At 71.0% G+C, this 23,666-nt stretch carries 21 protein-coding genes; 11 read left to right on the forward strand and 10 right to left on the reverse strand.

The features are described 5' to 3' along the window. Positions 1-158: 158 nt before the first annotated feature. From AAHF99_RS17960 to AAHF99_RS18000, 9 genes are all read left to right on the forward strand, one after another. Positions 159-1,391 carry an ABC transporter substrate-binding protein gene (locus AAHF99_RS17960; RefSeq protein WP_342165875.1) on the forward strand — a complete coding sequence of 411 codons (1,233 nt, stop codon included), beginning with the start codon at positions 159-161 and terminating at the stop codon, positions 1,389-1,391. Between the two features lie 13 nt (positions 1,392-1,404). Next, a complete protein-coding gene (locus AAHF99_RS17965; protein WP_243956639.1) occupies positions 1,405-2,280 on the forward strand; it encodes a branched-chain amino acid ABC transporter permease in 876 nt (291 codons plus the stop codon). Beyond that, positions 2,280-3,200, forward strand: coding sequence for a branched-chain amino acid ABC transporter permease (locus tag AAHF99_RS17970; RefSeq protein WP_342165876.1), 921 nt, complete (start codon positions 2,280-2,282; stop codon positions 3,198-3,200). The genes AAHF99_RS17965 and AAHF99_RS17970 overlap by 1 nt, the downstream gene beginning before the upstream one ends. Continuing rightward, positions 3,197-4,699 carry an ATP-binding cassette domain-containing protein gene (locus tag AAHF99_RS17975; RefSeq protein WP_342165877.1) on the forward strand — a complete coding sequence of 501 codons (1,503 nt, stop codon included), beginning with the start codon at positions 3,197-3,199 and terminating at the stop codon, positions 4,697-4,699. Before AAHF99_RS17970 ends, AAHF99_RS17975 begins: the two co-directional genes overlap by 4 nt. A 228-nt stretch (positions 4,700-4,927) precedes the next feature. Next, a complete protein-coding gene (locus AAHF99_RS17980; protein WP_342165878.1) occupies positions 4,928-6,157 on the forward strand; it encodes an acyl-CoA dehydrogenase family protein in 1,230 nt (409 codons plus the stop codon). Further along, entirely contained in the window at positions 6,154-7,212 is a 1,059-nt protein-coding gene (locus AAHF99_RS17985; RefSeq protein ID WP_342165879.1) for a phosphotransferase family protein, read from the forward strand. Before AAHF99_RS17980 ends, AAHF99_RS17985 begins: the two co-directional genes overlap by 4 nt. 10 nt (positions 7,213-7,222) lie before the next feature. After that, entirely contained in the window at positions 7,223-7,993 is a 771-nt protein-coding gene (locus AAHF99_RS17990) for an SDR family NAD(P)-dependent oxidoreductase (protein WP_342165880.1), read from the forward strand. Further along, the gene (locus AAHF99_RS17995) at positions 7,990-9,726 is read left to right on the forward strand and encodes a class I adenylate-forming enzyme family protein (protein WP_342165881.1); all 1,737 of its coding nucleotides are present in this window, start codon (positions 7,990-7,992) and stop codon (positions 9,724-9,726) included. Before AAHF99_RS17990 ends, AAHF99_RS17995 begins: the two co-directional genes overlap by 4 nt. A gap of 102 nt (positions 9,727-9,828) precedes the next feature. Next, positions 9,829-11,076: an ABC transporter substrate-binding protein gene (locus AAHF99_RS18000; RefSeq protein ID WP_342165882.1), complete on the forward strand. Its 1,248-nt coding sequence runs from the start codon at positions 9,829-9,831 to the stop codon at positions 11,074-11,076. Between the two features lie 3 nt (positions 11,077-11,079). Here the strand turns inward: AAHF99_RS18000 and AAHF99_RS18005 are convergent, their stop codons facing one another. The 5 genes from AAHF99_RS18005 to AAHF99_RS18025 form a co-directional block, all read right to left on the reverse strand. Continuing rightward, a complete protein-coding gene (locus AAHF99_RS18005; RefSeq protein ID WP_342165883.1) occupies positions 11,080-11,472 on the reverse strand; it encodes a hypothetical protein in 393 nt (130 codons plus the stop codon). Between the two features lie 65 nt (positions 11,473-11,537). Continuing rightward, positions 11,538-12,020, reverse strand: coding sequence for a hypothetical protein (locus AAHF99_RS18010; protein ID WP_342165884.1), 483 nt, complete (start codon positions 12,018-12,020; stop codon positions 11,538-11,540). Between the two features lie 67 nt (positions 12,021-12,087). Then, positions 12,088-12,780, reverse strand: coding sequence for an HWE histidine kinase domain-containing protein (locus tag AAHF99_RS18015; RefSeq protein ID WP_342165885.1), 693 nt, complete (start codon positions 12,778-12,780; stop codon positions 12,088-12,090). A gap of 145 nt (positions 12,781-12,925) precedes the next feature. Beyond that, positions 12,926-14,044 (reverse strand): fumarylacetoacetate hydrolase family protein, encoded by a 1,119-nt coding sequence (locus AAHF99_RS18020; protein ID WP_342165886.1) that lies wholly within the window; start codon positions 14,042-14,044, stop codon positions 12,926-12,928. 95 nt (positions 14,045-14,139) lie between these two features. Then, positions 14,140-16,446 carry a Tex family protein gene (locus AAHF99_RS18025; protein WP_342165887.1) on the reverse strand — a complete coding sequence of 769 codons (2,307 nt, stop codon included), beginning with the start codon at positions 16,444-16,446 and terminating at the stop codon, positions 14,140-14,142. A 123-nt stretch (positions 16,447-16,569) separates the two neighbouring features. Here AAHF99_RS18025 and AAHF99_RS18030 point away from each other — a divergent pair, with 123 nt between their 5' ends. Next, positions 16,570-17,577 (forward strand): L,D-transpeptidase family protein, encoded by a 1,008-nt coding sequence (locus tag AAHF99_RS18030; RefSeq protein WP_412759910.1) that lies wholly within the window; start codon positions 16,570-16,572, stop codon positions 17,575-17,577. Here AAHF99_RS18030 and AAHF99_RS18035 read toward each other — a convergent pair. From AAHF99_RS18035 to AAHF99_RS18055, 5 genes are all read right to left on the reverse strand, one after another. Further along, the gene (locus AAHF99_RS18035) at positions 17,574-18,644 is read right to left on the reverse strand and encodes a hypothetical protein (protein ID WP_342165888.1); all 1,071 of its coding nucleotides are present in this window, start codon (positions 18,642-18,644) and stop codon (positions 17,574-17,576) included. The two genes, AAHF99_RS18030 and AAHF99_RS18035, sit on opposite strands and share 4 nt — an antisense overlap. Positions 18,645-18,787: 143 nt before the next feature. Then, complete coding sequence (locus AAHF99_RS18040) at positions 18,788-20,128, reverse strand: LLM class flavin-dependent oxidoreductase (RefSeq protein ID WP_342165889.1); 1,341 nt, start codon at positions 20,126-20,128, stop codon at positions 18,788-18,790. Then, on the reverse strand, positions 20,125-20,778 hold the full coding sequence (locus tag AAHF99_RS18045; RefSeq protein WP_342165890.1) for a methionine ABC transporter permease: 654 nt from the start codon (positions 20,776-20,778) through the stop codon (positions 20,125-20,127). Before AAHF99_RS18045 ends, AAHF99_RS18040 begins: the two co-directional genes overlap by 4 nt. After that, positions 20,759-21,892 (reverse strand): methionine ABC transporter ATP-binding protein, encoded by a 1,134-nt coding sequence (locus tag AAHF99_RS18050; RefSeq protein WP_342165891.1) that lies wholly within the window; start codon positions 21,890-21,892, stop codon positions 20,759-20,761. The genes AAHF99_RS18045 and AAHF99_RS18050 overlap by 20 nt, the downstream gene beginning before the upstream one ends. A gap of 2 nt (positions 21,893-21,894) precedes the next feature. Then, on the reverse strand, positions 21,895-22,695 hold the full coding sequence (locus tag AAHF99_RS18055; RefSeq protein WP_342165892.1) for a MetQ/NlpA family ABC transporter substrate-binding protein: 801 nt from the start codon (positions 22,693-22,695) through the stop codon (positions 21,895-21,897). Positions 22,696-23,204: 509 nt separating this feature from the next. Here AAHF99_RS18055 and AAHF99_RS18060 point away from each other — a divergent pair. Further along, a complete protein-coding gene (locus tag AAHF99_RS18060) occupies positions 23,205-23,666 on the forward strand; it encodes a (2Fe-2S)-binding protein (RefSeq protein ID WP_342165893.1) in 462 nt (153 codons plus the stop codon).

Consider the following 23,666-nt stretch of genomic DNA (forward strand, 5'->3'; position numbering starts at 1 on the left):
AGAGCGGTATTGTCTCGCAGTTGCGAAGAGAAACAAAGTCCAGAACGAGAGATCGGGAAACGTCAGTGAAATCGCGGGCGGGCTCTTGCATCCGGCAACGGAGGGTTTCACACAACGAGACAAAATAAAGAATGACGACATAGTCGAGAGGAAACGCCATGTTCGACAAGGTCGGGCGGATACTGTCCGCTGCGGTGACGGGGACGCTCGTTCTCAACGCGTCCGCGCAGGCGGCCGATCCGATCAAGATCGGCGTCATCGCCGAGGCGCAATCGGTGGCGGGCGCCTCGATCCCGCAGGCGGTGCAACTCGCCGCCGACGAGATCAACGCCAAGGGCGGCGTCGACGGGCGGATGATCCAGGTCGTCACCTACGACGACAAGAGCTCGGCGGCCGACGCGGTGCGCGCCTTCCAGCGGGCGGTGAGCGAGGACAAGGTTCAGCTCGTCATCGCGAGCTACATCTCCGAGGTGGTCCTCGCGCTGATGCCCTGGGCCGCGCGGCTGAAGACCCCGCTCATCACGCCGGGCGCGGCCTCGAACGAGATCAGCGTGAACGTCCACAAGGACTATGCGCGCAACAAGTATACCTTCCACGGATACCTGACCTCGCATGCCCTGGCACAGGCCGTGTGCGATTCCGCCAAGGAGACCCTGGTCGGGCTCCTGAAGGCGAAATCGGCGGCGATCATGAGCGAGGACGCGGCCTGGACCCGGCCGCTCGACGCCGCCTACCAGGAATGCCTGCCGAAGGCCGGGCTGAAGGTGGTGGAGCATGTCCGCTTCTCGCCGGATACCGGCGATTTCACCCCGATCTACAACAAGATCGAGGCGGCCAAGCCCGATCTCATCGTCACCGGCATCGCCCATGTCGGCGTGCAGCCCACGGTGCAATGGCAGAACCAGCAGGTGCCCATCGCCATGACGGGCATCAGCGGGCAGGCGACCTCCTCGACCTTCTGGGCCAACACCAACGGCGGCACGCAGGGCGTGCTGTTCGACAGCGTGGCCCTGCCCGACGTGGCGCTGACGCCGAAGACCATCCCCTTCACGCAGACCTTCACCAAGCGGTTCGGCGGGGCGCCCTCCTACGCGGGCTACATGGCCTACGACGCGACCTACTACACGGCGGAAGCGGTCAAGCGGGCGGGCTCCACGGAGGCCGACAAGCTCATCGAGGCCCTGGAGAAGACCGATTACACCGGCACGGTCGGCCGCATCACCTTCTACGGCAAGGACGAGCCCTTCACCCACTCGATCCAGTACGGGCCGGGCCTGATGACCAGCGTCCTCGGGCAGTGGCAATCGGGCAAGCAGGTGGCGATCTGGCCGGCGAACGTCGCCACGGGCAAGATCGTCCTGCCGCCCGCCGTCAAGCCGGCGGTCCAGTAGCGGGCCCGCACCGATGATCGGCCTTCAGATCCTCGTCGACGGCTTCGCGATCTCGGCGCTCTACGCGCTCGGCGCGATGGGCTTCACCCTCATCTTCGGCGTCTCGGGGGTGCTGAACCTCTCCCACGGGGCGCTCATGGTCACGGCGGCGGTGGCCGCCTGGGCGGCGTCCGCGCAATACGGCTTCGGCTCCTATGCCGGCGCGGCCATCGGCGTGGTCTGCGGCCTGCTTGGGGCGCTCGTCACGTACTTCGCGGTCGTCGCGCCCATCGAGCGCAGCAAGGCGATCCCCCGCGCCGAGAAGGAGATCTTCATCCTCACCGGCACGCTGCTCTGGGGGATCATGATCCAGCAGCTGGTCGCCTATTTCTACACCGACAACCCCAAGACCGTGCTGCCGCTGATCGAGGGCGTGGTGGAGTTCGCGGGCGTGCGGACCCCGCGCAACGAGTGGTTCACGGCGCTGGTCTGCTGGGTGGTGATCGCCCTGCTCTGGGCCTTCGTGAACAAGGCGCGGGCGGGTAAGGTGCTGCTCGCCGCCTCCATGAACCCGCGCGGCGTGACGCTGCTCGGCCACGACATGGGCCGCATCTATATCGCGGTCTGGGCGATCTACGGGTTGCTCGCGGGCATCGCCGGGGTGCTGCTGGGCATGTTCCTCGGCGTCTCGTCCTATTCGGTCGGGCCGCTGACCGCGAGCGCCTTCTCCATCGTGGTGCTGGGCGGCCTCGGCAGCGTCACCGGCTCGCTGATCGCGGCCTACGTGGTGGGCTACCTCGAAACCGCCACCGCCTACCTCGTCTCGCCCGCCTACCGGGTGATCCCGGCGCTCCTGCTCCTGGTGGCCGTCATGTACCTGCGTCCGCAGGGCTTCCTGGGGAGGCGCTGATGAGCCTGATCCCGGCCCGCTTCATCCTGATCGCCCTGCCGATCCTCGTCGCGGCGGCTTTGCTGCCGCTCGGCGTCTCCGGCTACATCCTCGGCCTGCTCACCATCGCCTATTACTTCGCCGTGTTCTCCATGGCCTGGGACCTGCTGTTCGGCTTCGCGGGCGAGGTGAATTTCGGGCCGACCTTCCTGATCGGTCTCGGCGCCTACGGGGCCGGCATCCTCAACAACCGCTACGGGCTCGACATCCCCCTCTGCCTGCTCGCGGGCACGGCGCTCGCCGTCATCGGCGGCCTCGCCCTGGCGGTGCCGGCCCTGAAGCTCAGCGGGCCGTATTTCGGCCTCGTGACGCTGGTCGCCGTGCTGCTGCTGCAGAACCTGATCGTCGTCTTCTCGGACCTGACGGGGGGCGAGATCGGCCTCACCGTGCCCGACGTCATCTCCATCGACGCCGACACGAACTACTGGATCGCGCTCGGCTTCATGACCGTCTCCGGCCTGATCCTCACCGCCATCTCCCGCTCGCCCGCCGGGCTGATCCTGCAGGCGGCGGGGCAGGATCCGGTGGTGGCCGGGGCGCTCGGCTTCAACGTCGCCAAGCACAAGATCGCGGCCTTCGCCGTGAGCGCGGCCTTCTCCGGCCTCGCGGGCGGGCTCATCGTCTTCTACATGGGCACCGCCTCGGTCGGCACGCTGATCGACACGGCGGTCGGCGTGCAGATCATCATCGCCGCCGTGCTCGGCGGACGGCGCACCATCGTCGGCGGGGCGGTCGGCGCGGTGTTCCTGATCGCGGCGGGCGAATTGCTGCGCCCGCTGGGCTCGCTCTCGACCTTCGTCGTCTCGGCGGCGGCGCTCGCGGTGATCCTGTTCGTGCCCACCGGGCTCCTGGGCCTCGCCTCGTTCCGGAGGGCGTCATGACGGTGGCCGTGAAACCGCCCGCCGCCGCGACCGTCAGGGCCGAGCCCTGCCTGACCGTGCGCGGCCTGACGAAGCGCTATGGCGGCCTCGTCGCGGCCAAGAACGTCGATCTCGACCTGCGCCCCGGCGAGATCCTGGGGCTGATTGGCCCGAACGGCTCGGGCAAGTCCACGGTGATGAAGCTGGTGATGGGGCTGGAAAAGCCCAGCGCCGGCTCGATCCGCCTCGACGGCACCGAGATCGCCGGCTGGCCCGCCCACAAGGTCGCCCGCGCCGGGATCGGCCTCGTCTTCCAGCACGCGAGGCCGCTGATGCGCCAGACGGTGCTGGAGAACATCGTTCTCGCCCTGCTGCCCGACAGCCTCCTGCGGCTGGCCCCCGACTCATCCGTCACGGACAGGGCGCGGGCCATCGCCGAGCGGGTCGGCCTCGGCGCCGTCATCGACCGGCGGCCGGGGACGCTGGCCTTCGCCGACCTGCGGCGGCTCGAACTCGCCAAGGCCATCGCCCGCGATCCCAAGGTCGTGCTGGTGGACGAGCCCTTCGCCGGGCTCACCGGCCCGGAGGTCGCGACCTTCTCGGCGCTGATCCGGGGCTTTCGCGATGAGGGCAAGGCGGTGCTCCTCGTCGATCACAACGTGAAGAGCGTCGCGGCCCTCGTGGACCGGGTCTTCGCCCTGTATCTCGGCGAGCGCATCGCGGAGGGCAGCGCCGAATCCGTGATGGCCGACCCGACCGTGCGGCGGGTCTATCTCGGCGGCAGCATCGAGACGGCGGCCCGGCCCGAGGCGGCCTTCAAGAGGGAATCGCTCCTCACGGTCGAGGGCGTGGACGTGCTCTACGGCAAGGCGCAGGCCCTGCGCGGCGTGTCGATCCACGTCCACGAGGGCGAGTTCGTCTCGGTGGTCGGCCTCAACGGCGCAGGCAAGACCACCCTGTTCAACGCCATCTCCAACCTCGTGCCCCATGCGGGCACGATCCGCTTCGGCGGCCAGGACCTCGCCCGCATGACGCCCGCCGCCATCGCGCGGGCCGGCATCGTGCAGGTGCCCGAGACCCGCGAGCTGTTCGGCGACCTCAGCGTGCTGGAAAACCTCGACCTCGGCGGCCATCACCTGTCGAAGGCCGACGCCGCCAAGGAGCGGGAGAAGCTCTACGACCTGTTTCCGATCCTGAAGGCCCGCGAGGGGCAGAGCGCGCGCACGCTGTCGGGCGGCGAGCAGCAGATGCTGACCATCGCCCGCGCCCTGATGATGCGTCCGCGCCTCCTCATCCTCGACGAGCCGACGCTCGGCCTCGCGCCCGTCATCCTGGAGCAATTGTCGAAGGCGCTGGAACGGCTGCGGCAGACCACGCCGATCACCGTGCTCCTCGGCGAGCAGAACGTAACCTTCGCCCTGCCCCATGCCGACCGGGTCTACGTGCTGGAACAGGCGAACATCGTCTGGGAAGGCCCGCCGGACCGGTTCGCCACGGAGATGGGGGCGGCCTACTTGTGAGGGCATCTGAGATTCAGGTGCCCCTGCCGATCCCACCCTCCACCTCATCCTGAGGTGCTGCGAAGCAGCCTCGAAGGAGCGCTCCAGGGATCGCGGAGCCTTCTGGAGCCCTCCTTCGAGGCCCGCTGGCGCGGGCGCCTCAGGATGAGGTGGAGGGCGGGACGAGTTTCACAACGCCCCCCGCAGGCGGGGAGAGGGGGGCGCCAATCTGGATCAGGGAGCACTCGCTTGGACTTCACCCCCTCGCCCACCCAGCGCCATTGGCTCGACCGCGTGCAGGCCTTCATCGCCCGCGAGATCGAGCCGGCCCAGAGCGCCGTGGCGGTGGAGCGGGCGACAGGCCCCTCCCCCACGATGGAGCGGCTGAAGGACAAGGCCCGCGGCGAGGGGCTGTGGAACCTATTCCTGCCGCCGTCCCCGGAACACGACACCCCGGAGTATCGCGGCGCCGGGCTCACCAACCTCGATTACGCGCTGTGCGCCGAGGCGATGGGCCGGATCGGCATCGCCTCCGAGGTGTTCAACTGCGCGGCGCCCGACACCGGCAACATGGAGGTGCTGCACCGCTACGGCACCGACGCCCAGAAGGCGCGCTGGCTGAAGCCGCTGATGGCCGGCAAGATCCGCTCGGCCTTCCTGATGACCGAGCCGGACGTCGCCTCCTCCGACGCCACCAACATCGCCACGTCGATCCGCCGGGAGGGCGACGAGTACGTCATCGACGGCCGCAAATGGTGGTCGACCGGCGTCGGCGATCCCCGCTGCCAAATTGCGATCCTGATGGGCAAGACCGACCCGGAGGCCCCGCGCCACGCGCAGCAATCGCAGATCCTCGTGCCCCTCGACACGCCCGGCCTGCGGGTGGCGCGCCTGCTGCCGGTCTTCGGCTACGAGGACGCGCCCAAGGGCCACGGCGAGGTGGTGCTGGACGGCGTGCGGGTGAGCGCCGACAACCTCATCCTCGGTGAGGGGCGCGGCTTCGAGGTGGCGCAGGGGCGCCTGGGGCCGGGGCGCATCCACCATTGCATGCGCACCATCGGCGTGGCCGAGGCGGCGCTGGAGGCCATGGCCCGGCGGCTCGTGTCGCGGGTCGCCTTCGGCAAGCGGATCAGCGACCAGTCGGTCTGGGAGCAGCGGGTCGCCGAGGCCCGCACCGAGATCGAGATGACCCGCCTCCTCTGCCTCAAGGCGGCGGACATGATGGACAAGGTCGGCAACAAGGGCGCCAAGCTCGAAATCGCGATGATCAAGGTCGCCGCCCCGCGCATGGCGCTGAAGGTCATCGACGACGCGATCCAGGCCCACGGCGCGGCGGGCGTCAGCGAGGATTTCGGCCTCGCCCACGCCTACGCCCATATCCGTACGCTCCGCCTCGCGGACGGGCCGGACGAGGTCCACAACCGCTCCATCGCAAGGCTCGAATTCGCCCGCCACACCAATGCGAGGGCGGGGGCGTGAGCGCGGCCCTCGACTTCACGGGGGTGAAGCCGGTCGAGCCCCGCCACCGGATCGACGAGGCCCGCCTCGCCGGGTGGATGGCCGAGCATGTGAAGGGCTTCGCCGGCCCGCTGACCGTGATGCAGTTCCGGGGCGGCCAATCGAACCCGACCTACCGGCTGGAGACGCCGGGCGCGGCCTACGTGCTGCGTCGGAAACCCTTCGGGACGCTGCTGCCCTCGGCCCATGCGGTGGAGCGCGAGTTCCGGGTGATCGGCGCCCTCTACGCGGAGGATTTCCCCGTGCCCCGCCCCTTCGCCCTGTGCGAGGACGCGGGCCTCATCGGCGCGACCTTCTACGTGATGGAGGCGGTGGAGGGGGCGGTCCACTGGGACGGGGCGCTGCCCGGCCTCGACCCGCACAGCCGCCACCGGCATTACGCGGCGATGATCGGGACGCTCGCGCGGCTCCACGGCATCGATCCGGATTCGGCCGGGCTCTCGGATTACGGCAAGGCCGGCAACTATTTCGCCCGGCAGGTGGACCGCTGGACGAAGCAGTACCGCGCCGCCGAGGACGGGCGGCTCGAAGATGTCGAGCGGCTGATCGACTGGCTGCCCCGCACCGTGCCGGAGCAGGCGGGCACGGCCATCGTCCACGGCGACTATCGCCTCGACAACCTCGTCTATCGCCCGGACGGCACGGTGGCCGCCGTGCTCGACTGGGAACTCTCGACGCTCGGCGACCCGCTCGCCGACTTCAGCTACCTGCTGATGCAGTGGGAACTCCCCGCCGACGGCCGCAGCCCGCTGGGCGGGCTCGACCTGAAGGCGCTCGGCATCCCCGACCGGGACGAGGCGGTGGCGATCTATTGCCGGGCGGCGGGCCGGGCCGACATGCCCGCCCTCGACTGGTACTTCGCCTACAACCTGTTCCGGCTCGTGGGCATCCTGCAGGGCGTGGTGGCCCGCGCCCGGGCCGGCAACGCCGCGAGCGAACACGCCGCCGCCATGGCCGCGCGGGTGCCGACGCTCGCCGCCGCCGCGTGGGCCTTCGCCGAGCGGGCGGGGGCGTGAGGGAGGATCGATGTCGCTGTTCGACCTGACCGGCAAGGTCGCCCTCATCACCGGCTCCTCGAAGGGCATCGGCCGGGCCATCGCCCTGCGCATGGCCGAGCAGGGCGCGCGGGTGGTGATCTCCTCCCGCAGGCGCGAGGCCTGCGAGGCGGTGGTCCGCGAGATCGAGGGAGCCCACGGCCCCGGCCGGGCGGTGGCGATCCCGGCGAGCATTTCCGTGAAGGAGGAGTTGCAGGCCCTCGTCGCCGAGACCGAGCGGAGCCTCGGCCCGGTGGACATCCTCGTCTGCAACGCGGCGAGCAACCCGTATTACGGGCCCCTGGCCGGCATCTCCGACGCGCAGTTCCGCAAGATCCTCGACAACAACGTGCTGTCGAACCACTGGCTGATCCAGCTCTGCGCGCCGGGGATGGTCGCGCGGCGGGACGGGGCCGTCGTGATCGTCTCGTCCATCGGCGCCCTGAAGGGCTCTCCGGTGACCGGCGCCTACAACGTCTCGAAGGCGGCCGACCTGCAACTCGCGCGGAACTACGCGGTCGAGTACGGCCCCCACAATGTGCGGGTGAACTGCCTCTGCCCGGGGCTGGTCCGCACCGATTTCGCCCGCGCCCTCTGGGAGGACCCCGCCATGCTGGCCCAGACCGAGGGCGCCGCGCCGCTGCGCCGGATCGGCGAGCCGGACGACATCGCAGGGGCCGCCGTGTTCCTCGCCTCCCCGGCGGGACGGTTCGTGACCGGACAGGCCCTCGTCGCCGATGGCGGCGTGACCATCGCACGATGACCGGCCCCCGCCTCCCAAACGGCTGGCCGGCGATGCCCTTCGCGGAGGCCGAGGCGCGGCTGACCGCGCCGGGCTCGCCCTACGCCGTCGAGACCCGGACGATCCGGGGCGTGCCGACCCGGATCTGGGTGAACGCGCCGGGGACGCTGCGCGACCTGTTCCTCCGCGCGCAGGGCCACGGGGAGCGGACCTTCCTCGTCTACCGCGACGAGCGGACGAGCTTCACGGGCTTCGCCAGGGCGGCGATCACCCTGGCCCATCACCTGATCGGCCTCGGCGTCACGAAGGGCGACCGGGTCGCCATCGCCATGCGCAACCTGCCGGAATGGCCCGTCTGCTATTACGGCGCGCTGCTCGCGGGCGCCGTCGCGACGCCGCTCAACGCGTGGTGGACCGGGCCGGAACTCGCCTACGCGCTGGCGCATTCCGGCGCGCGGGTGCTGATCGCCGACGGCGACCGTCTCGCCCGGCTCGCCCCCCACCTGACCGAATGCCCGGCGCTCGCGGAGGTCATCGCCACCCGCGCCGAGCCGGGCGCCGCCCCGGCGCTCGCCGAGATCATCGGCCCCACGGGGGCATGGGCGTCCCTGCCCGAGCGCCCCGTACCGGGCCTCGCCCTCGACCCCGAGGACGACGCCACCCTGTTCTACACCTCCGGCACGACGGGCAAGCCGAAGGGCGCCATCGGCACCCACCGGGCCGCCGCCTCGACGGTGATGGCCTATCCCTATTCGGCGGCGCGCACGGCCCTGCGCAAGGGCGCCGAGCCGCCCCGGCCCGATCCGAACGCCCCCCAGCGGGCGGCCCTGCTGGCGATCCCGCTGTTCCACGTCACCGCCTGCCACGCCTCCCTCGGCAGCGCCCTGTTCGGCGGCCACCGGCTGGTGATGATGCATCGCTGGGACCCACAGGACGCCCTCGACCTCGTGGAGGCGGAGGGCTGCACCACGGCGGGCGGCGTGCCGACCATCGCGTGGCAATTGGCGGAGGCCGCCCGCGCCGCCGGGCGCCCCCTGCCGAGCCTGGAGACCGTCTCCTACGGCGGCGCCCCCGCCGCCGCCGACCTCGTGCGCAGTCTCGGCGACGCCTTCCCGAAGGTCGTGCCCGCGACGGGCTGGGGCATGACCGAGACCTCCGCCACCTTCACCCACCACCAGGGCGAGGATTACATCGCCCATCCCGGCTCCTGCGGCACGCCCCTGCCGGTCTGCGAGATCCGCATCCGCGATCTCCTCGGCCGCGACCTGCCGCCGGGGGAGGTCGGGGAACTCTGCGTGCGGGGGCCCGGCATCGTGCGCGGCTACTGGGACGACCCCGAGGCTACGGCCGAGACTTTTCGCGAGGGCTGGCTCCATACCGGCGACCTTGCGGTCGCCGACGCGGAGGGCTTCGTCACCGTCGTCGACCGGATGAAGGACATGCTGATCCGGGGCGGCGAGAACATCCATTGCATCGAGGTGGAGGACGTCCTGTTCGCCCATCCCGACGTGATCGACGCCGTCGTCCTGCCGGTGCCGCACCCGACCCTCGGCGAGGAGCCCGGCGCCGTCGTGACCCTCGCGGCGGGCTCCGACGCCACGCCCGAGGCGATCCGCGCCTTCGCGGCCGGGCGGCTCGCCGCCTACAAGGTGCCCGTCCGGGTGCGGATCTGGGACGGGATGCTGCCGCGCAACCCCGCCGGCAAGATCATGAGACAAGCTTTGCGCGATGTTTTCGCCCCGGCTCCAAATTAAGCCGGGCGGCGCATTGCCATGCGCCCGTATTGGATACAGAATTCGCCAAGACGACCGAAGCCGAACTTCAAGAGAATCGGCACGGCGTCAGGAGGAAGCGTCATGTCCAACGCCGCCGGCCGCCGATTTTTTCTGAACAGTACCGCCCTCGCCACAATCGCCGCCCTCGCCCTCTCAGGCCCGGCGCGGGCAGCGGACCCGATCAAGATCGGCGTCATCGCGGAAGCGCAGGCGGTGGTCGGCGCCTCGATCCCGCAGGCGGCGCAGCTCGCCGCCGACGAGATCAACGCCAAGGGCGGGGTCGAGGGCCGGATGATCCAGGTCGTCACCTACGACGACAAGTCCTCAGCGGCCGACGCGGTGCGCGCCTTCCAGCGGGCGGTGAGCGAGGACAAGGTCCAGGTCGTCATCGCGAGCTATGTCTCGGAAGTCGTGCTGGCGCTGATGCCCTGGGCGGCGCGGCTGAAGACGCCGATGATCACGCCGGGCGCCGCCTCGAACGAGATCAGCCTCGCGGTCCACAAGGACTATGCCCGCAACAAGTACACGTTCCACGGATACCTGACCTCGGCCGCCCTGGCGCAATCGATCTGCGACGGCAGCAAGGCGGTGCTCACCGACCTGCTCAAGGCGAAGACGGCCGCGATCATGAGCGAGGACGCCGCGTGGACCCGGCCGCTGGACGTCGGCTACGAGGAATGCCTGCCGAAGATCGGGCTGAAGGTGGTGGAACACATCCGCTTCTCGCCCGACACGGGGGATTTCACGCCGATCTACAACCGGATCGAGGCGGCCAAGCCCGACCTGATCGTCACCGGCATCTCGCATGTCGGGGTGCAGCCGACGGTGCAGTGGAAGAACCAGCAGGTGCCGCTCGCCATGACCGGCATGAACTCGCAGGCCACCGCCTCGACCTTCTGGAACGACACGAACGGCGGCACGGACGGGGTGATCTTCCAGAGCCTCGCGGTGCCCGGCGCAGCCATGACCGACAAGACCGTGCCCTTCGGCGAGGCGTTCAAGAAGCGCTTCAACGGCGCCCCGTCCTACGCGGGCTACATGGCCTACGATCAGGTCTATTACATCGCCGACGCGATCAAGCGGGCCGGATCGAGCGAGGCCGACAAGCTCGTGGACGCCCTGGAGAAGACCGACTGGACCGGCGTCGCCGGCCGCATCCAGTTCCAGGGCAAGGACGATCCCTTCACCCACTCGATCAAGTACGGCGAGGGCTACGTCACCGGGCTCCTGGCGCAGTGGCAGGGCGGCAAGCAGGTCGCCATCTGGCCGTCCAAGATCGCCAACGGGCAGGTGATCCTGCCCGCCGCCGTGAAGGCCGCCGCGCGCTGAGCGCTAATGCGGGGCGCCGGGCGCCGGGGCGACATCCCCGACCCGGCGGCCCGCCTCGCCGAGACCGAGCTTCACCGCCTGCCGGTTGGCGAGGCCGAAGCGCAGCACCGCCTGTTCCAGATAGTCGATCGCGTCCACGAGGCCGGCGCGGGCGGTGTCGATCTCGTCTTCCTCGTCGAGCGGCGTCTCCGCGAGCTTGACGGCGGCGATGAGCACCCGGTCGCGCTCGTCCTCGATGCGGGGGTCGCGCTCCAGATGGCCGCGCACGTCGGCATCGTAGGCCTCGATCACCGCCCAGGGCAGCCGGTCCTTGGCCAGCACGCCCGGAAAGCGCTGGGCATGGCGGCGGGCCGTGGTGGCGGCGCGGGCGACGAGGTCGGCAAGCATCGTGACCATTCCCGTTCCCGCGCACCCGGCTCACCCCGCAAGTGGCAGCGCCGCCGGCTCTTGGCAACCGCCCGTCACGGCTCGCGGGTGAAGGCGAGGCCGGGTACGGGCGTCGTCCCGGTGACCTGGATGACCGCCTCGCCCGCGTCGAGGCGGACGCGCACGCTCTTGCGCAGGCCGGGGCAGTCCTTCGCCCCGGTGAAGGCCTCGGGGCGGCGATAGGCCCCGCCCTGGATGACGTCGATCCAGCCCTCCGCCGGCAGCGTCACCCGGTAGAGCCCCGCCTCGGGCACGCTCACCCGCGTGGCGCCCGCGAGCGCGCTGCCGGGCTCGCGCGGCGCCCGCTCCGGCGGCATGGGCAGGGCCGCCTGCGCCAGCGGCGTCATCGCGAGCCGGCGGAACGTGGGCGGCGCGGTCGTGTCCCCGGCTTCCGGCGCGGCGAGCAGCGCCCGCTCGGCGTCGAGGGACCACGCGAAGCCGCCGCAGCCGGTCCCGGCGGCATGGGCCGCGCCCGTGGCGAGGAGCCCGGCGAGGGCGGCAACGGTGACGAGCTTCATCGGGCGATCCTCGCGGCGGCGATCCGGCGAGCGTTATATCTGACCGGATAGTTCGGCAAGGCGGGGCTCAGTCGCTCCCGGCGAGATAGCCCATGCCGGGCGGGAACGGGCAGCGGAGGGTCCAGTGCAGCCCGTCCGGCGCGAAGGCGAGGATCGTCCGCCCGGCGAGGTCGTGGCCGACCATCTGGCTCAGCACCTCCGCGCCGAAGCCGCGCCGGGCCGGGGTGGCGAGCCCTCTGAGCCCGGTCTCCGTCCAGGCGAGGGTGAAGAGCGGATCGGGATCGGCCGGCTCCACGTGCCAGGACACGGCGATCCGCCCCGCCTGCATCGCCGCGCCGTGCTCCACCGCATTCACGGCGAGTTCGTGGATCGCCAACCCCAGGACTTGCGCTGCCCGCGCCCGCAGGCGGATCGTGGGCCCGCTCAGATGCAGGCGGTCGCCTTCCTGCACCGTGTAGGTCAGCAATTCCTCGGCGATGACCGCGTGCAGGTCGACGTCGCCGGTATGGTCGATGGCGACATGCATCCGCACGATGGAATCGAGCCGGTCGCGCAGGTGCGCGGCGTATTCGGCGGCCTCCTCCCGTGCCTCGGCGGAGCGCTGGATGACCTCGCGCAGCAGGCCGAGGGTCGAGCGCAGGCGCTGGCGCAGGTCGGCGGCAGTGTCCCGCCGGTCGAAGAGCCGGCGCAGGCGCGCGTTGTCGGCCTCGAGTTCCGCGTTGCGCGCGATCAGGGCGGCGATCGACGTGTCGGAGTCCATCCGAGCCTCGCGTGTACCGGGGCATCCCGCTGCATCAACCGGCCGGTTCCGCGAAGCGATCCTCGCTATCAGCGCACCAAACGGTCGGCGGGGCGCGGCCTTGGGCCGGTCGCGTCCGAGAGGCCGTCGCGCTCCGTGCCGCGAGCTATGTCGGGCGGGAGAGCAGCCCCCGCCCGGCGAGGTTGCGCATCAGGGCGCCGATGCCCTCGCTCCAGGGGGCCGCGTCCTTCGAGGTGGTCACGCGGTTCACGAGCCGGCCTAGCCGGGGGCTCGTGATCGTCACCCGGTCCCCGACCTTGTGCGTGAAGCCCCGGCCGGGCTCGTCGCGGTCCTGGATCGGGGCGAACAGGGTGCCGAGGAACAGCACGAACCCGTCCGGGTACTGGTGCTCGCTGAGGGACTGGCGGACGAGATCGAGGGGATCGCGGCTGATCTGGCCCATCGCGCTGGCGCCCGCGAGGCGGTAGCCGTCCTCGCCCTCCACCACGAGTTCGAGTTCGGCGTGGCGCACGTCGTCCATGGTGAAGCGGTCATCGAACAGCCGCACCAGCGGGCCGAGGGAGCAGGAGGCGTTGTTGTCCTTGGCCTTGCCGAGGAGCAGGGCCGAGCGGCCCTCGAAATCGCGCAGGTTGACGTCATTGCCGAGGCTCGCCCCGACCGACGTGCCGTCCGGGGCGACGAGCAGCACGATCTCCGGCTCGGGGTTGTTCCACGTCGAATCGGAGCGGATGCCGATCTCGGCGCCCCAGCCCAGGGTCGAGAGGACGGGGGACTTGGTGAAGATCTCCGCATCCGGCCCGATGGCGACTTCGAGATATTGCGACCACAGGCCGTCCGCCATCAGGGCGCGCTTGAGGGCGGCGGCGTCCTCCGTGCCGGGCACGACGGCGCGCAGGCTTCCCCCGATCTGCACTTCGAGGCGGGCGCGGATGGCGGCGGCGGCGGCCGGGTCGCCGTCCGCGCGCTCTTCGATGACCCGCTCCAGGGCCGAGACCGCGAAGGTGACGCCGGAGGCCTTCACGCATTGCAGGTCGATGGGGCTGAGCAGGGCGAGGCCGTCCGGCCCGTCGAGAGGGCGCCCGCCCGCCCCGGTGAAGTGCCGGGCCTCGACCAGCGCCGACACGGTCGGCGCGACGGCGGCCATGTCGTAGACGCGCCCGCCCTCGATCAGGATCGGGGACGGCCCCTCGGGCAGGTGCGCCCGGCCGAGGAACAGGCCCTCGCGCCAATCCGCCGGCAATGCCTCCGCCGCCGAGAATGCCATGCGCGTCGCGTCCCTGGTTCGGCGGCGCCGATGGGTCACCGCTCTCGTGATGACCCCAAGGGAGGGCCCGCGCGGCCGGGCCTGTCAAGCAGGCGCTAGCGGCCGGGCCGGGTCGTCGCCCGCCGGAGGGCGGCGGCCAGGGCGCCGTCCGGCTGGCTGGCGGGGGCGGGCGCAGGTGCGGGCCGCGCGGCCGGGGGCCGGGACCCGGCATTCGGAGCCGCGCGGTCGATCGGATCGTCGAGGCGCATCGAGAGGGCGATCCGCTTGCGCGGCACGTCCACCGACAGGACGAGGACGCGCACCACGTCCCCGGCCTTCACCACCTCCGAGGGGGCGGAGATCCGCCGCCGCGCCATGGCCGAGATGTGGACGAGCCCGTCCTGATGGACGCCGATATCCACGAACGCCCCGAAGGCGGCGACGTTCGTCACCACGCCTTCGAGCTGCATGCCGGGCTTCAGGTCGCCGAGGGTCTCGACGCCTTCCTGGAAGGTCGCCGTCTTGAAGGCGGGGCGCGGGTCGCGGCCGGGCTTTTCGAGTTCGGCGATGATGTCGCGCACGGTCGGCACGCCGAAGCGCTCGTCCGCGAAGGCGGCGGGCTGGAGGGCCTTGAGCTTGGCGCCGTCGCCGATCAGGGCGCGGATGTCGCTCTTCGTGGCCTCCAGGATGCGCAGCACCACCGGATAGGCCTCCGGGTGGACGCCGGACCGGTCCAGCGGGTTCTCGCCGCCCTGGATGTGCAGGAAGCCGGCCGAGAGTTCGAAGGTCTTCGGCCCGAGGCCCGGCACCTTCTTCAGCGCCACCCGGCTGCGGAACGGGCCGTTCCCGTCGCGATAGGCCACGATGTTGGCGGCGAGCGACGCGCCGAGCCCCGAGACCTGCGCCAGCAGGGCGGGCGAGGCGGTGTTCACATCGACGCCCACCGCGTTCACCGCGTCCTCCACCACCGCCGAGAGGGAGCGCGAGAGTTTCGCCTCGGTCACGTCGTGCTGGTACTGCCCGACGCCGATGGATTTCGGGTCGATCTTCACGAGTTCGGCCAGCGGATCCTGCAACCGGCGGGCGATGGAGACCGCGCCGCGATGGGAGACGTCGAGATCGGGCAGTTCCCGGCTCGCGATCTCGGAGGCCGAGTAGACCGAGGCGCCGGCTTCCGAGACCATGACCTTGGTCATCCGAAGGTCGGGGTTGGCGGCCAGCACCTCGGCGGCGAGCTTGTCGGTCTCCCGCGAGGCGGTGCCGTTGCCGATGGCGACGAGGTCCACCTTGTGGGTGCGGCAGAGCCGGCCGAGGATTTCGACCGTCTCGCGCCAGCGGCGCTGCGGCTCGTGCGGATAGGTGGTCTCCACGGCTACGACCTTGCCGGTGGCATCCACCACCGCGACCTTCACGCCGTTGCGGTAGCCGGGATCGAGCCCGATCGTCGCGCGGCCCCCCGCCGGGGCGGCCAGCAGCAGGTCCTTGAGGTTGCCGGCGAAGACCTTCACTGCCTCGGCCTCGGCCTTCTCGAACAGGCGGGTGCGCAGGTCGGTCTTGATGCCGGTGCGGATCTTGGTGCGCCACGCCCCGCGCACCGTCTCCAGCAGCCACGCGTCGCCGGGGCGGCCCTGGGCGGCGACGCCGTGACGGTGGCAGATCGCCCGCTCGAACGGGCCGGGGGTGCCCGCCGGCATGTCCTCGCCCTCGGCGGCGAGGTCGAGATCGAGGATCTCTTCCTTCTCACCCCGGAACAGGGCGAGGATCCGGTGCGAGGGCATGCGCTCCAGCCGCTCGCTCCAATCGAAGTAATCCGCGAACTTGGCGCCCGCCGCCTCCTTGCCCTTGCGGACGCGAGAGACCGCCTGCCCGGCGCGCCAGAAATCCTCGCGCAGGCGCCCGACGAGGTCGGCATCCTCCGCGAAGCGCTCCACGAGGATGTGCCGCGCGCCCTCCAGCGCCGCCTCGGCGCCGGGCACGCCCTTGTCCGGGGCGACGTAGCGGGCGGCGAGGCCCGCCGGGCTCTGCGTCGGGTCGGCGAGCAGGGCCTCGGCCAGCGGGCCGAGACCGGCCTCGCGGGCGATCTGCGCCTTGGTCCGCCGCTTGGTCTTGTAGGGGAGGTAGATGTCCTCAAGCCGCGCCTTGGTGTCGGCGGCGGCGATGGCGGCGGCGAGTTGCGGCGTGAGCTTGCCCTGGGCGCGGATGCTCTCCAGCACGCTCGCCCGCCGGTCGCGGAGCTCGCGCAGGTAGCCGAGGCGTTCCTCCAGCAGGCGCAACTGCGAATCGTCCAGCGAGCCCGTCGCCTCCTTCCGGTAGCGGGCGATGAAGGGGACGGTCGCGCCCCCGTCGAGGAGGGCGACGGCGGCCTCGACCTGGGCCTCCCGCACGCCGAGTTCCCCGGCGATCAGCTGGTTCACCGACGTCATCTCGCCCCCTCGCCTTCCGCACCGTGAGGCGGGCGCTGTAGCGCTTGGCGGCGGTTCGGACCAGGGCCACGGGGTTCGTCGGCTGCCCCGGTCTGGCCAATCTCTTGGGACACAGGAGGTGGCATGATCCGCATCCGCGCCACGGCAGCTCTCCTGATCGGCTTGACCGGGCTCGCCGGCTGCCACGAGACCTCCACCCGCCACCTCGACCCGATCCCGCCCCGGACGCTCTCGCTGATGGCCAAGGCCGGCATGAGCCCGGCCGACCCGATCCTGATCCGCGCCTACAAGAAGGAATCGGAGATGGAGGTGTGGAAGCGCGGGCCGGACGGCCGCTACGCGCTGCTGAAGACCTATCCGGTCTGCCGCTGGTCCGGCCAGCTCGGCCCGAAGGTGAAGGAGGGCGACCGCCAGACGGTGGAGGGGTTCTACACGATCACGCCGGGGCAGATGAACCCGAACTCGTCCTACTACCTCTCCTTCGACACCGGCTTCCCGAACGAGTTCGACCGCGCCAACGGCCGCACGGGCAGCTACCTGATGGTCCACGGCACCTGCTCGTCCATGGGCTGCTTCGCCATGACCGACCAGACCATCTCCGAGATCTACGCCCTGGCCCGGGAGGCCTTCGCGGGCGGGCAGCGGAGCTTCCAGTTCCAGGCCCTCCCGTTCCGCATGAACGCCCAGAACCTCGCCACCTTCCGCAACGACCCGAACATGCCGTTCTGGAAGAACCTGAAGGAGGGTTCGGACATCTTCGAGGTGACGGGCCAGGAGCCGCAGGTGGGCGTCTGCGGCCTGCGCTACAGCTTCGGCGGCCCGGAGATCGCGACCAACCCCTGCGCCCCCGTCATCGACCCGGCCGTGGCCGCCAAGCAGGCGGCCGACGAGCGCCGCGTGGCGGAGCTCGCCGCAGGCGTGGCGGCCAAGCGCCTCGTCTACAAGGACGGCGGGCAGAACCCGGTCTTCAGCACGAACTTCGCGCCCCCCGCCGAGGAGGCCGCCCTCCCCTACAGCGCCAAGGAATACAGCCAGCGCGACCTCGGCACGGTCAGCCGCCCCGACGCCCTCGTCGGCGGCCCGCAGGAAATCGCCGCGACGGCCGGCGGCCCCGTGGCGGCCCGGCGCTAGCGCACCCGCCAGGTCGGACGCCCGATCAGGTCGGTCAGGCGCTCGATCCCGTCCTCGACGATGGCATCGACCCGCCGCAGCCACCGGGGCGGCGCCCGATGGCCCGCATGGGCCATCACATCCGCGACCAGCCCCTCGACCTCCGCCTCGCTCTCCGGCGGCAGGGTCCGGCCCGCCAGCTCGTTCGGCGGGAGGGCGGGGCTGCGGGCCACGACCGCATCCCAGCTGCGTCCCCAGGCGAGGGCGGCGAGGCGTTCGTTCGCCTCTCCGTGATAGGCCTCGACGGCGGCGACCGCCTCGCGCGCCTCGCCCCTAAACGCCTCGCCATCGAGGCCCCGCGCCCAGGCGAGGTTGTCGAGGAGATGCCCGAGCCGCCGCCTCTGGCCGGCGGCGCGCCGATGCAGCCCCAGCGCGTGCAGGCGGCGGGACGCCTCCACGGCGAAGGGGCCGGACCTGCGGTTGACCCGCTCCAGCAGGTCGCCGGGCGCCAGCAGCGGATCGAGCCGTTCCGTCAGTCCCAGTTCCGCGACGAGGCGCACGAGCAGCGGCGCGGGCGAGCGCCGGTCGCGGACCGGCACGATTCGGATCCGCTCCCCGGCGGCGCGACGCCAGGGGTCGAGCAGGGCGAGGGGATCGTAGCGATCCGAGAAGCCCTCGCGCCGGACGAAGCCCCGGAAGGTCCGCGCCTCCGCGAGGACCTGCGTCCTCTGGGCATAGGCGCAGGCCAGCCGCTCGGCCTGCGGCGTCGCCACCAGGGCCACCTCCATGGCGAAGCCGAACCGGCCGAACACAGCGGCGAGGCGCGCGGGGCCGCCGGGATCGGGCCGCTGCACGGAAACATCCTCGCAGGCGACGATCACCGTGTCGGCGTCGGTCTCGGCCAGGATCGTGGCGAGGCGGGCGAGACGGTGCTGGGTCACGTCGGCCGAGGCGTGCAGGACGGGCGGGGCGAGCTTCGGGGCGCAAAGCCCGACCTCGCCGAGGCTCGGCCGCAGCCGGGTCAGCACCTCGTGGAACGAAGTCGCGCCGGTTCGCGGCAAACCGAGGGTAACGATCGCGCGGCGCATCGGGCCAACTCCTGTGTGGGCATAATTCCCACTTGGCCCGGACACGACATCACGTCGCCCGAGCCCTCAAGCTTGCCCTCCGGTATAAGTGGGAATTTTACCCACGCAAAGCCCGTCGGGACGCAGGGCGTGCGCCCCGGCACTCAGCCCAGGGCGACCCGGCGGCGGCGGTCGCCCGCGCCGAAGAGCTTGTTGCGGAGCGTGCCCGGTGCGTAAGCGGTCTTGTAGAGGCCGCGATCCTGCAATTCGGGGATCACGATGTCGATGAAGTCCGAAAAGCTTTCCGGCACGACGATGCGGCTGAGGTTGAACCCGTCGACCTCGCCTTCCTCGACCCAGGATTGCAGCTCGTCGGCGATGGACACGGCATCGCCGGTCAGCACCGCGTAGCGCCCGCCGAGCCCGAGTTCGCCCAGGAGATCGCGCTTGGTCAGGCCGCGCTGGGCGGCGGCCGCCGTGGCCGACTGGATCGCGTTGCCCGGCGCGTAGGGGATCGGCTCGTCGAGGCCGTAGCGGGCGAAGTCGATGCCGGTGGAGGCGGAGAAATGCGCGAGCCCCGCCTCGGAACTGGCGTAGCGGCGATACTCGTCGCGCTTGTCCTCCGCCTCGGCGCGGGTGCGGCCGGGGATTGCGGCGAGGCCGAGGAACACCTTCACGTCCTGGGGGTCGCGCCCGGCGGCCGCCGCCTCGGCGCGGATGGCGCGGACGGAGTCGCGGGCCGTCGCCTTGTCGCGGGCGGAGATGAACACGCATTCCGCGTGGCGCCCGGCGAAGGCCCGGCCCCGGCCGGAGGCGCCCGCCTGGTAGAGGACGGGCGTGCGCTGGGGCGAAGGTTCGCAGAGATGGGTGCCCTCCACCGACAGGAACTCCCCGCGATGGGCGATCTTGCGGATCCGCGCCGGATCGCTGAACACCCGCGCCTCCCTGTCCCGGCGCACGGCGGCATCGTCCCAGCTTTCTTCCCAGAGCTTGCCGAGCACTTCCAGATACTCGTCCGCGTAGTCGTAGCGGCGGTCATGGGGCGGCAGCACCTCGCCCCGGCCGCGATGGGCGCTGTCGAGATAGCCGGTGACGACGTTCCAGCCGATCCGCCCGTTGGTCAGGTGGTCGAGGGTCGAGATCCGCCGGGCGAAGGTGTAGGGCGCCTCGGCGAAGACGTTCACGGTGACGCCGAAGCCGAGATGCTCCGTCACCGCCGCCATGGCCGGGACGATGAGGGTCGGGTCGTTGACGGGAAGCTGCACCGCCTCCCGCGCGGTCACATCGATGCCGCCGCCGTAGATGTCGTAGACGCCGATGATGTCGGCGATGAACAGGCCGTCGAACAGGCCGCGCTCCAAGAGCTTCGCCTGATCTGTCCAGTAGGCGAGGGTGTTGTACTCGGGCGAGCGGTCGCGCGGATGGGTCCACAGACCGTGGTTGATGTGGCCGACGCAGTTCATGTTGAACGCGTTGAGCCGGATCTGCTTGGCGGGGGGCTTCATCGCGCGCGCAGCCTCCGCACCGCGCTGTCGCCCGCGCACTGCACGAGGCAGACGAGGGCGATCAGGATGGCGATCACCACCGTCATCACGGTGGTGTCGAAGCGCTGGTAGCCGTAGCGGATCGCGACGTCGCCGAGCCCTCCGGCCCCCACCGCCCCGGCCACCGCCGAGGCGCCGATCATCGAGACGAGGGTGATGGTGAGGCCGCCGACGATCCCCGGCAGGGCTTCCGGCAGCAGCACGTGGAGCAGGATGTGGCGGCGGCGGCAGCCGATGGACTGGGCCGCCTCGATCAGCCCCGGATCGACCTCCCGCAGGGACACCTCCGCGATCCGCGCGAAGAACGGCGTGGCGCTCACCGCCAGCGGCACGATGGCCGCCCAGACGCCGATGGTGGTGCCGACCACGAGCCGGGTGAAGGGGATGAGCGCCACGAGCAGCACGATGAAGGGCACGGCCCGGAAGCCGTTCACCACGATGCCCACCACGCGGTTCGCGCGGGGTGCCGGAAAGATGCCGCCCGCCCCGGAGGTGACGAGGAACAGCGCCAGGGGGATGCCCGCCGCCACCGCGACCGAGGCCGACACGCCGACCATGAACAGCGTGTCGAACGCCGCCTGCCAGAGGCGGTCAATCATCTGCGGCGACATGGCCGATCCCCTCGACGTTCAGCCCGATGGCCCGCAGGCGGGCCTCCGCCTCCGGCCGTTCGGCGGCGACGAGCATCCGCCCGACCGCGTGGCCCTGGATGCGCTCGATCTCCGCCTGGAGCAGCCGCACCGGCCCGCCCGCCGCCGCGACCAGGGCCGACAGGTCCGGCGCCTCCCGCCCGGCGAGGGCGATCCGCAGCAGGGCCCACGCGCCGGGCACGGGATGCGGCGAGACCCGCCCCGCCAGATCCTCCGGCAGGGCGCGGGTGAGCGGCGCGAGCAGCGCCCGCGTGGCCGGGTGCTCCGGCGCGCCGAACACCCGCCAGACCGGCCCGGTCTCGGCGACCCGCCCCGCTTCCAGCACCACGACCTCGGAGCAGATCTCGCGGATCACGCTCATCTCGTGGGTGATGAGGATGATGGTGAGACCGAGCCGCCGGTTGATGTCCCGCAGCAGGCCGAGGATCGACAGGGTGGTCTCGGGGTCCAGCGCCGAGGTCGCCTCGTCGCAGAGCAGGATCTCCGGGTCGCTGACCAGGGCGCGGGCGATGCCGACCCGCTGCTTCTGCCCGCCCGACAGGCGCGACGGATAGGACTCGGCCTTCCCCTCAAGCCCGACGAGGCGCAGCGCCTCCTCCACCCGCCGGGCGGTCTCGGCCCGGTCCACCCCCGCGACCCGCAGGGGCAGCGCCACGTTCTGCCGGACGGTCTTGGCGGAGAGCAGGTTGAAGTGCTGGAAGATCATGCCGATGCGGCGGCGCAGGGCCACGAGCCCGGCCGTGCCGAGCCCGGCGATGGGCGCGCCGTCGATCAGCACCCGGCCGGAGGTCGGCTCCTCCAGCCGGTTCACCGTGCGCAGCAGGCTCGACTTCCCCGCCCCCGAGCGGCCGATGATGCCGACGATCGCGCCCGCCGGGACGGCGAGGGAGATGTCCTCCAGGGCGCGGACCTCGCCCCCGGCGGATCGGTAGGTCTTGGAGACGCCCTCGAACCGCACGGTTCCACCCGTCCGGGGCGCGGCGGGCGCCGGGGCGGCCGCGACGGGGCGGGAGGCGGCGGCGCGGGCCGCCCAGCCCTCCGCGTCGTGGAGGCCGACGAAAGCCAAGCCGTCCATCGTCACTTCTGCCACGCCAGCACGTACAGCTTGTCGCTGCCGGCGAAGGACTTGTGGATCTGCTGCTTCACGGCATGCGAGTTCTGGAACAGCGCCACGAACTTCCTGACGACCGGATCGTCCTTGCGCGCGGCCTTGGTGACGAAGCTCACCGTGAAGAGCTTGTCCTCGATGCCGGAATAGATGAGCGCGCTCGTCGGGTCGAAGGTCCCGGCGGCGACGATGAAGTGCGGGTAGCCCTGCGCGAGATCGACATCGCCGGTGATCCGCACGAGCTGCGGCCCCTCGACCTCGGTGAACTTCAGCTTCTTCGGGTTCTCGGTGATGTCGTCGACCGTGCCGAGGAAGCCGACGCCGTCCTTCAGCTTGACGAGCCCCGCCTTCTGCAGGAGCAGCAGGCCGCGCCCCTGGTTCACCGGATCGTTGGCGATGGCGACCTTCCCGCCCACGGGGATCTGGTCGAAGCTCTTATGCTTCAGGGAATACAGGCCGACATTCTGCAGGATGCCGAGGCCGACGATGTCGAACGCGTAGCCCTTCTGCTTGGAGGCGTTCTCCATGAAGGGCCGGTGCTGGAAGAAGTTCACGTCGATGTCGCCGGCATCCAGCGCGACGTTGGGCGTGGTCCAGTCGCTGAACTCCACGACCTTGATATCGATTCCCTGCGCCTTGGCCTCCGGGATCAGCGCGTTGACGGCGTCGCTGTAGGCGCCCGGCACGGTGCCGACCTTCAGGGTCTCGGCCTGGGCCAACGTCGCGCCGAGGGTGAGAAGGGCGGCGGCGAACACTCTCGGAAGGCGCATCGGTGGAAGGCTCTGGCAGGCTGTTGTCGTCGGCGACTGTGTAGATCGGCCGGGTGCCGCCCGACATTCCAAAGATCTTCGCCCGCAAGGACGAATGATCTCTGCGGGCCCGGAAAAAGAGGAGCCTGTCGCGGCGGATCGGGGCGCATGAGATGCGATCCGCGATGATGGGCGAAAACCGCGCATCGTTTTCCGCGCATCGTGCGTTCTCGCAAGCAGAGCATCAGCTCACGGGGGGATGAAACGACAGCGAGGAGGCAAATATGCTGCGTGGTGGATTGCTTTGGTTGTTGGGGATACCGCTGCCGATCATCCTGCTTCTGTGGTTCTTCGGCGTGTTCCACTAAGCAACGACAGACAGCGGGCGCCTTCCATGGCCAGTACGCTCGGCCCTGGAACGGTGCCCGTCCGCCAAGGTGTCCATGCCGTTACTTGCGCCCTTGCCCCTTGAGGCGAAGGCTGCTCTGAGGATACGGTATACATTACGCCTGTTCCAGAGAGAGAATCCGATGGCGCGTCTGAACGTCAACGGCGTCGTCCGCGAGGTCGATGCCGAGCCCGACACGCCGCTCCTCTGGGTGATCCGCGAGCAGATCGGATTGACCGGCACCAAGTATGGCTGCGGCATCGCCCAGTGCGGTGCCTGCACCGTGCATATCGACGGGGCGGCGGTGCGCTCCTGCTCGATGCCCCTCTCGGCGGTAGAGCCGGGGCAGAAGATCGTGACGATCGAGGGGCTGGCGGCGGGCGCCGCCCATCCGGTGCAGCAGGCCTGGGCCGAACTCGACGTGCCGCAATGCGGCTTCTGCCAGCCGGGCATGATCATGGCCTCGGCGGCCCTGCTGGCGCAGACGCCGCACCCGAGCGAGGAGCAGATCCGCCAGGAGATCACCAACATCTGCCGCTGCGGCACCTACAACCGCGTGCTGGCGGGCATCAAGCTCGCCGCCGAGCGCGGCCAGTCCGGTTGA

It is taken from the genome of Methylobacterium litchii (assembly GCF_038442315.1).
In the GTDB taxonomy this organism is placed as follows: Bacteria; Pseudomonadota; Alphaproteobacteria; order Rhizobiales; family Beijerinckiaceae; genus Methylobacterium; species Methylobacterium litchii.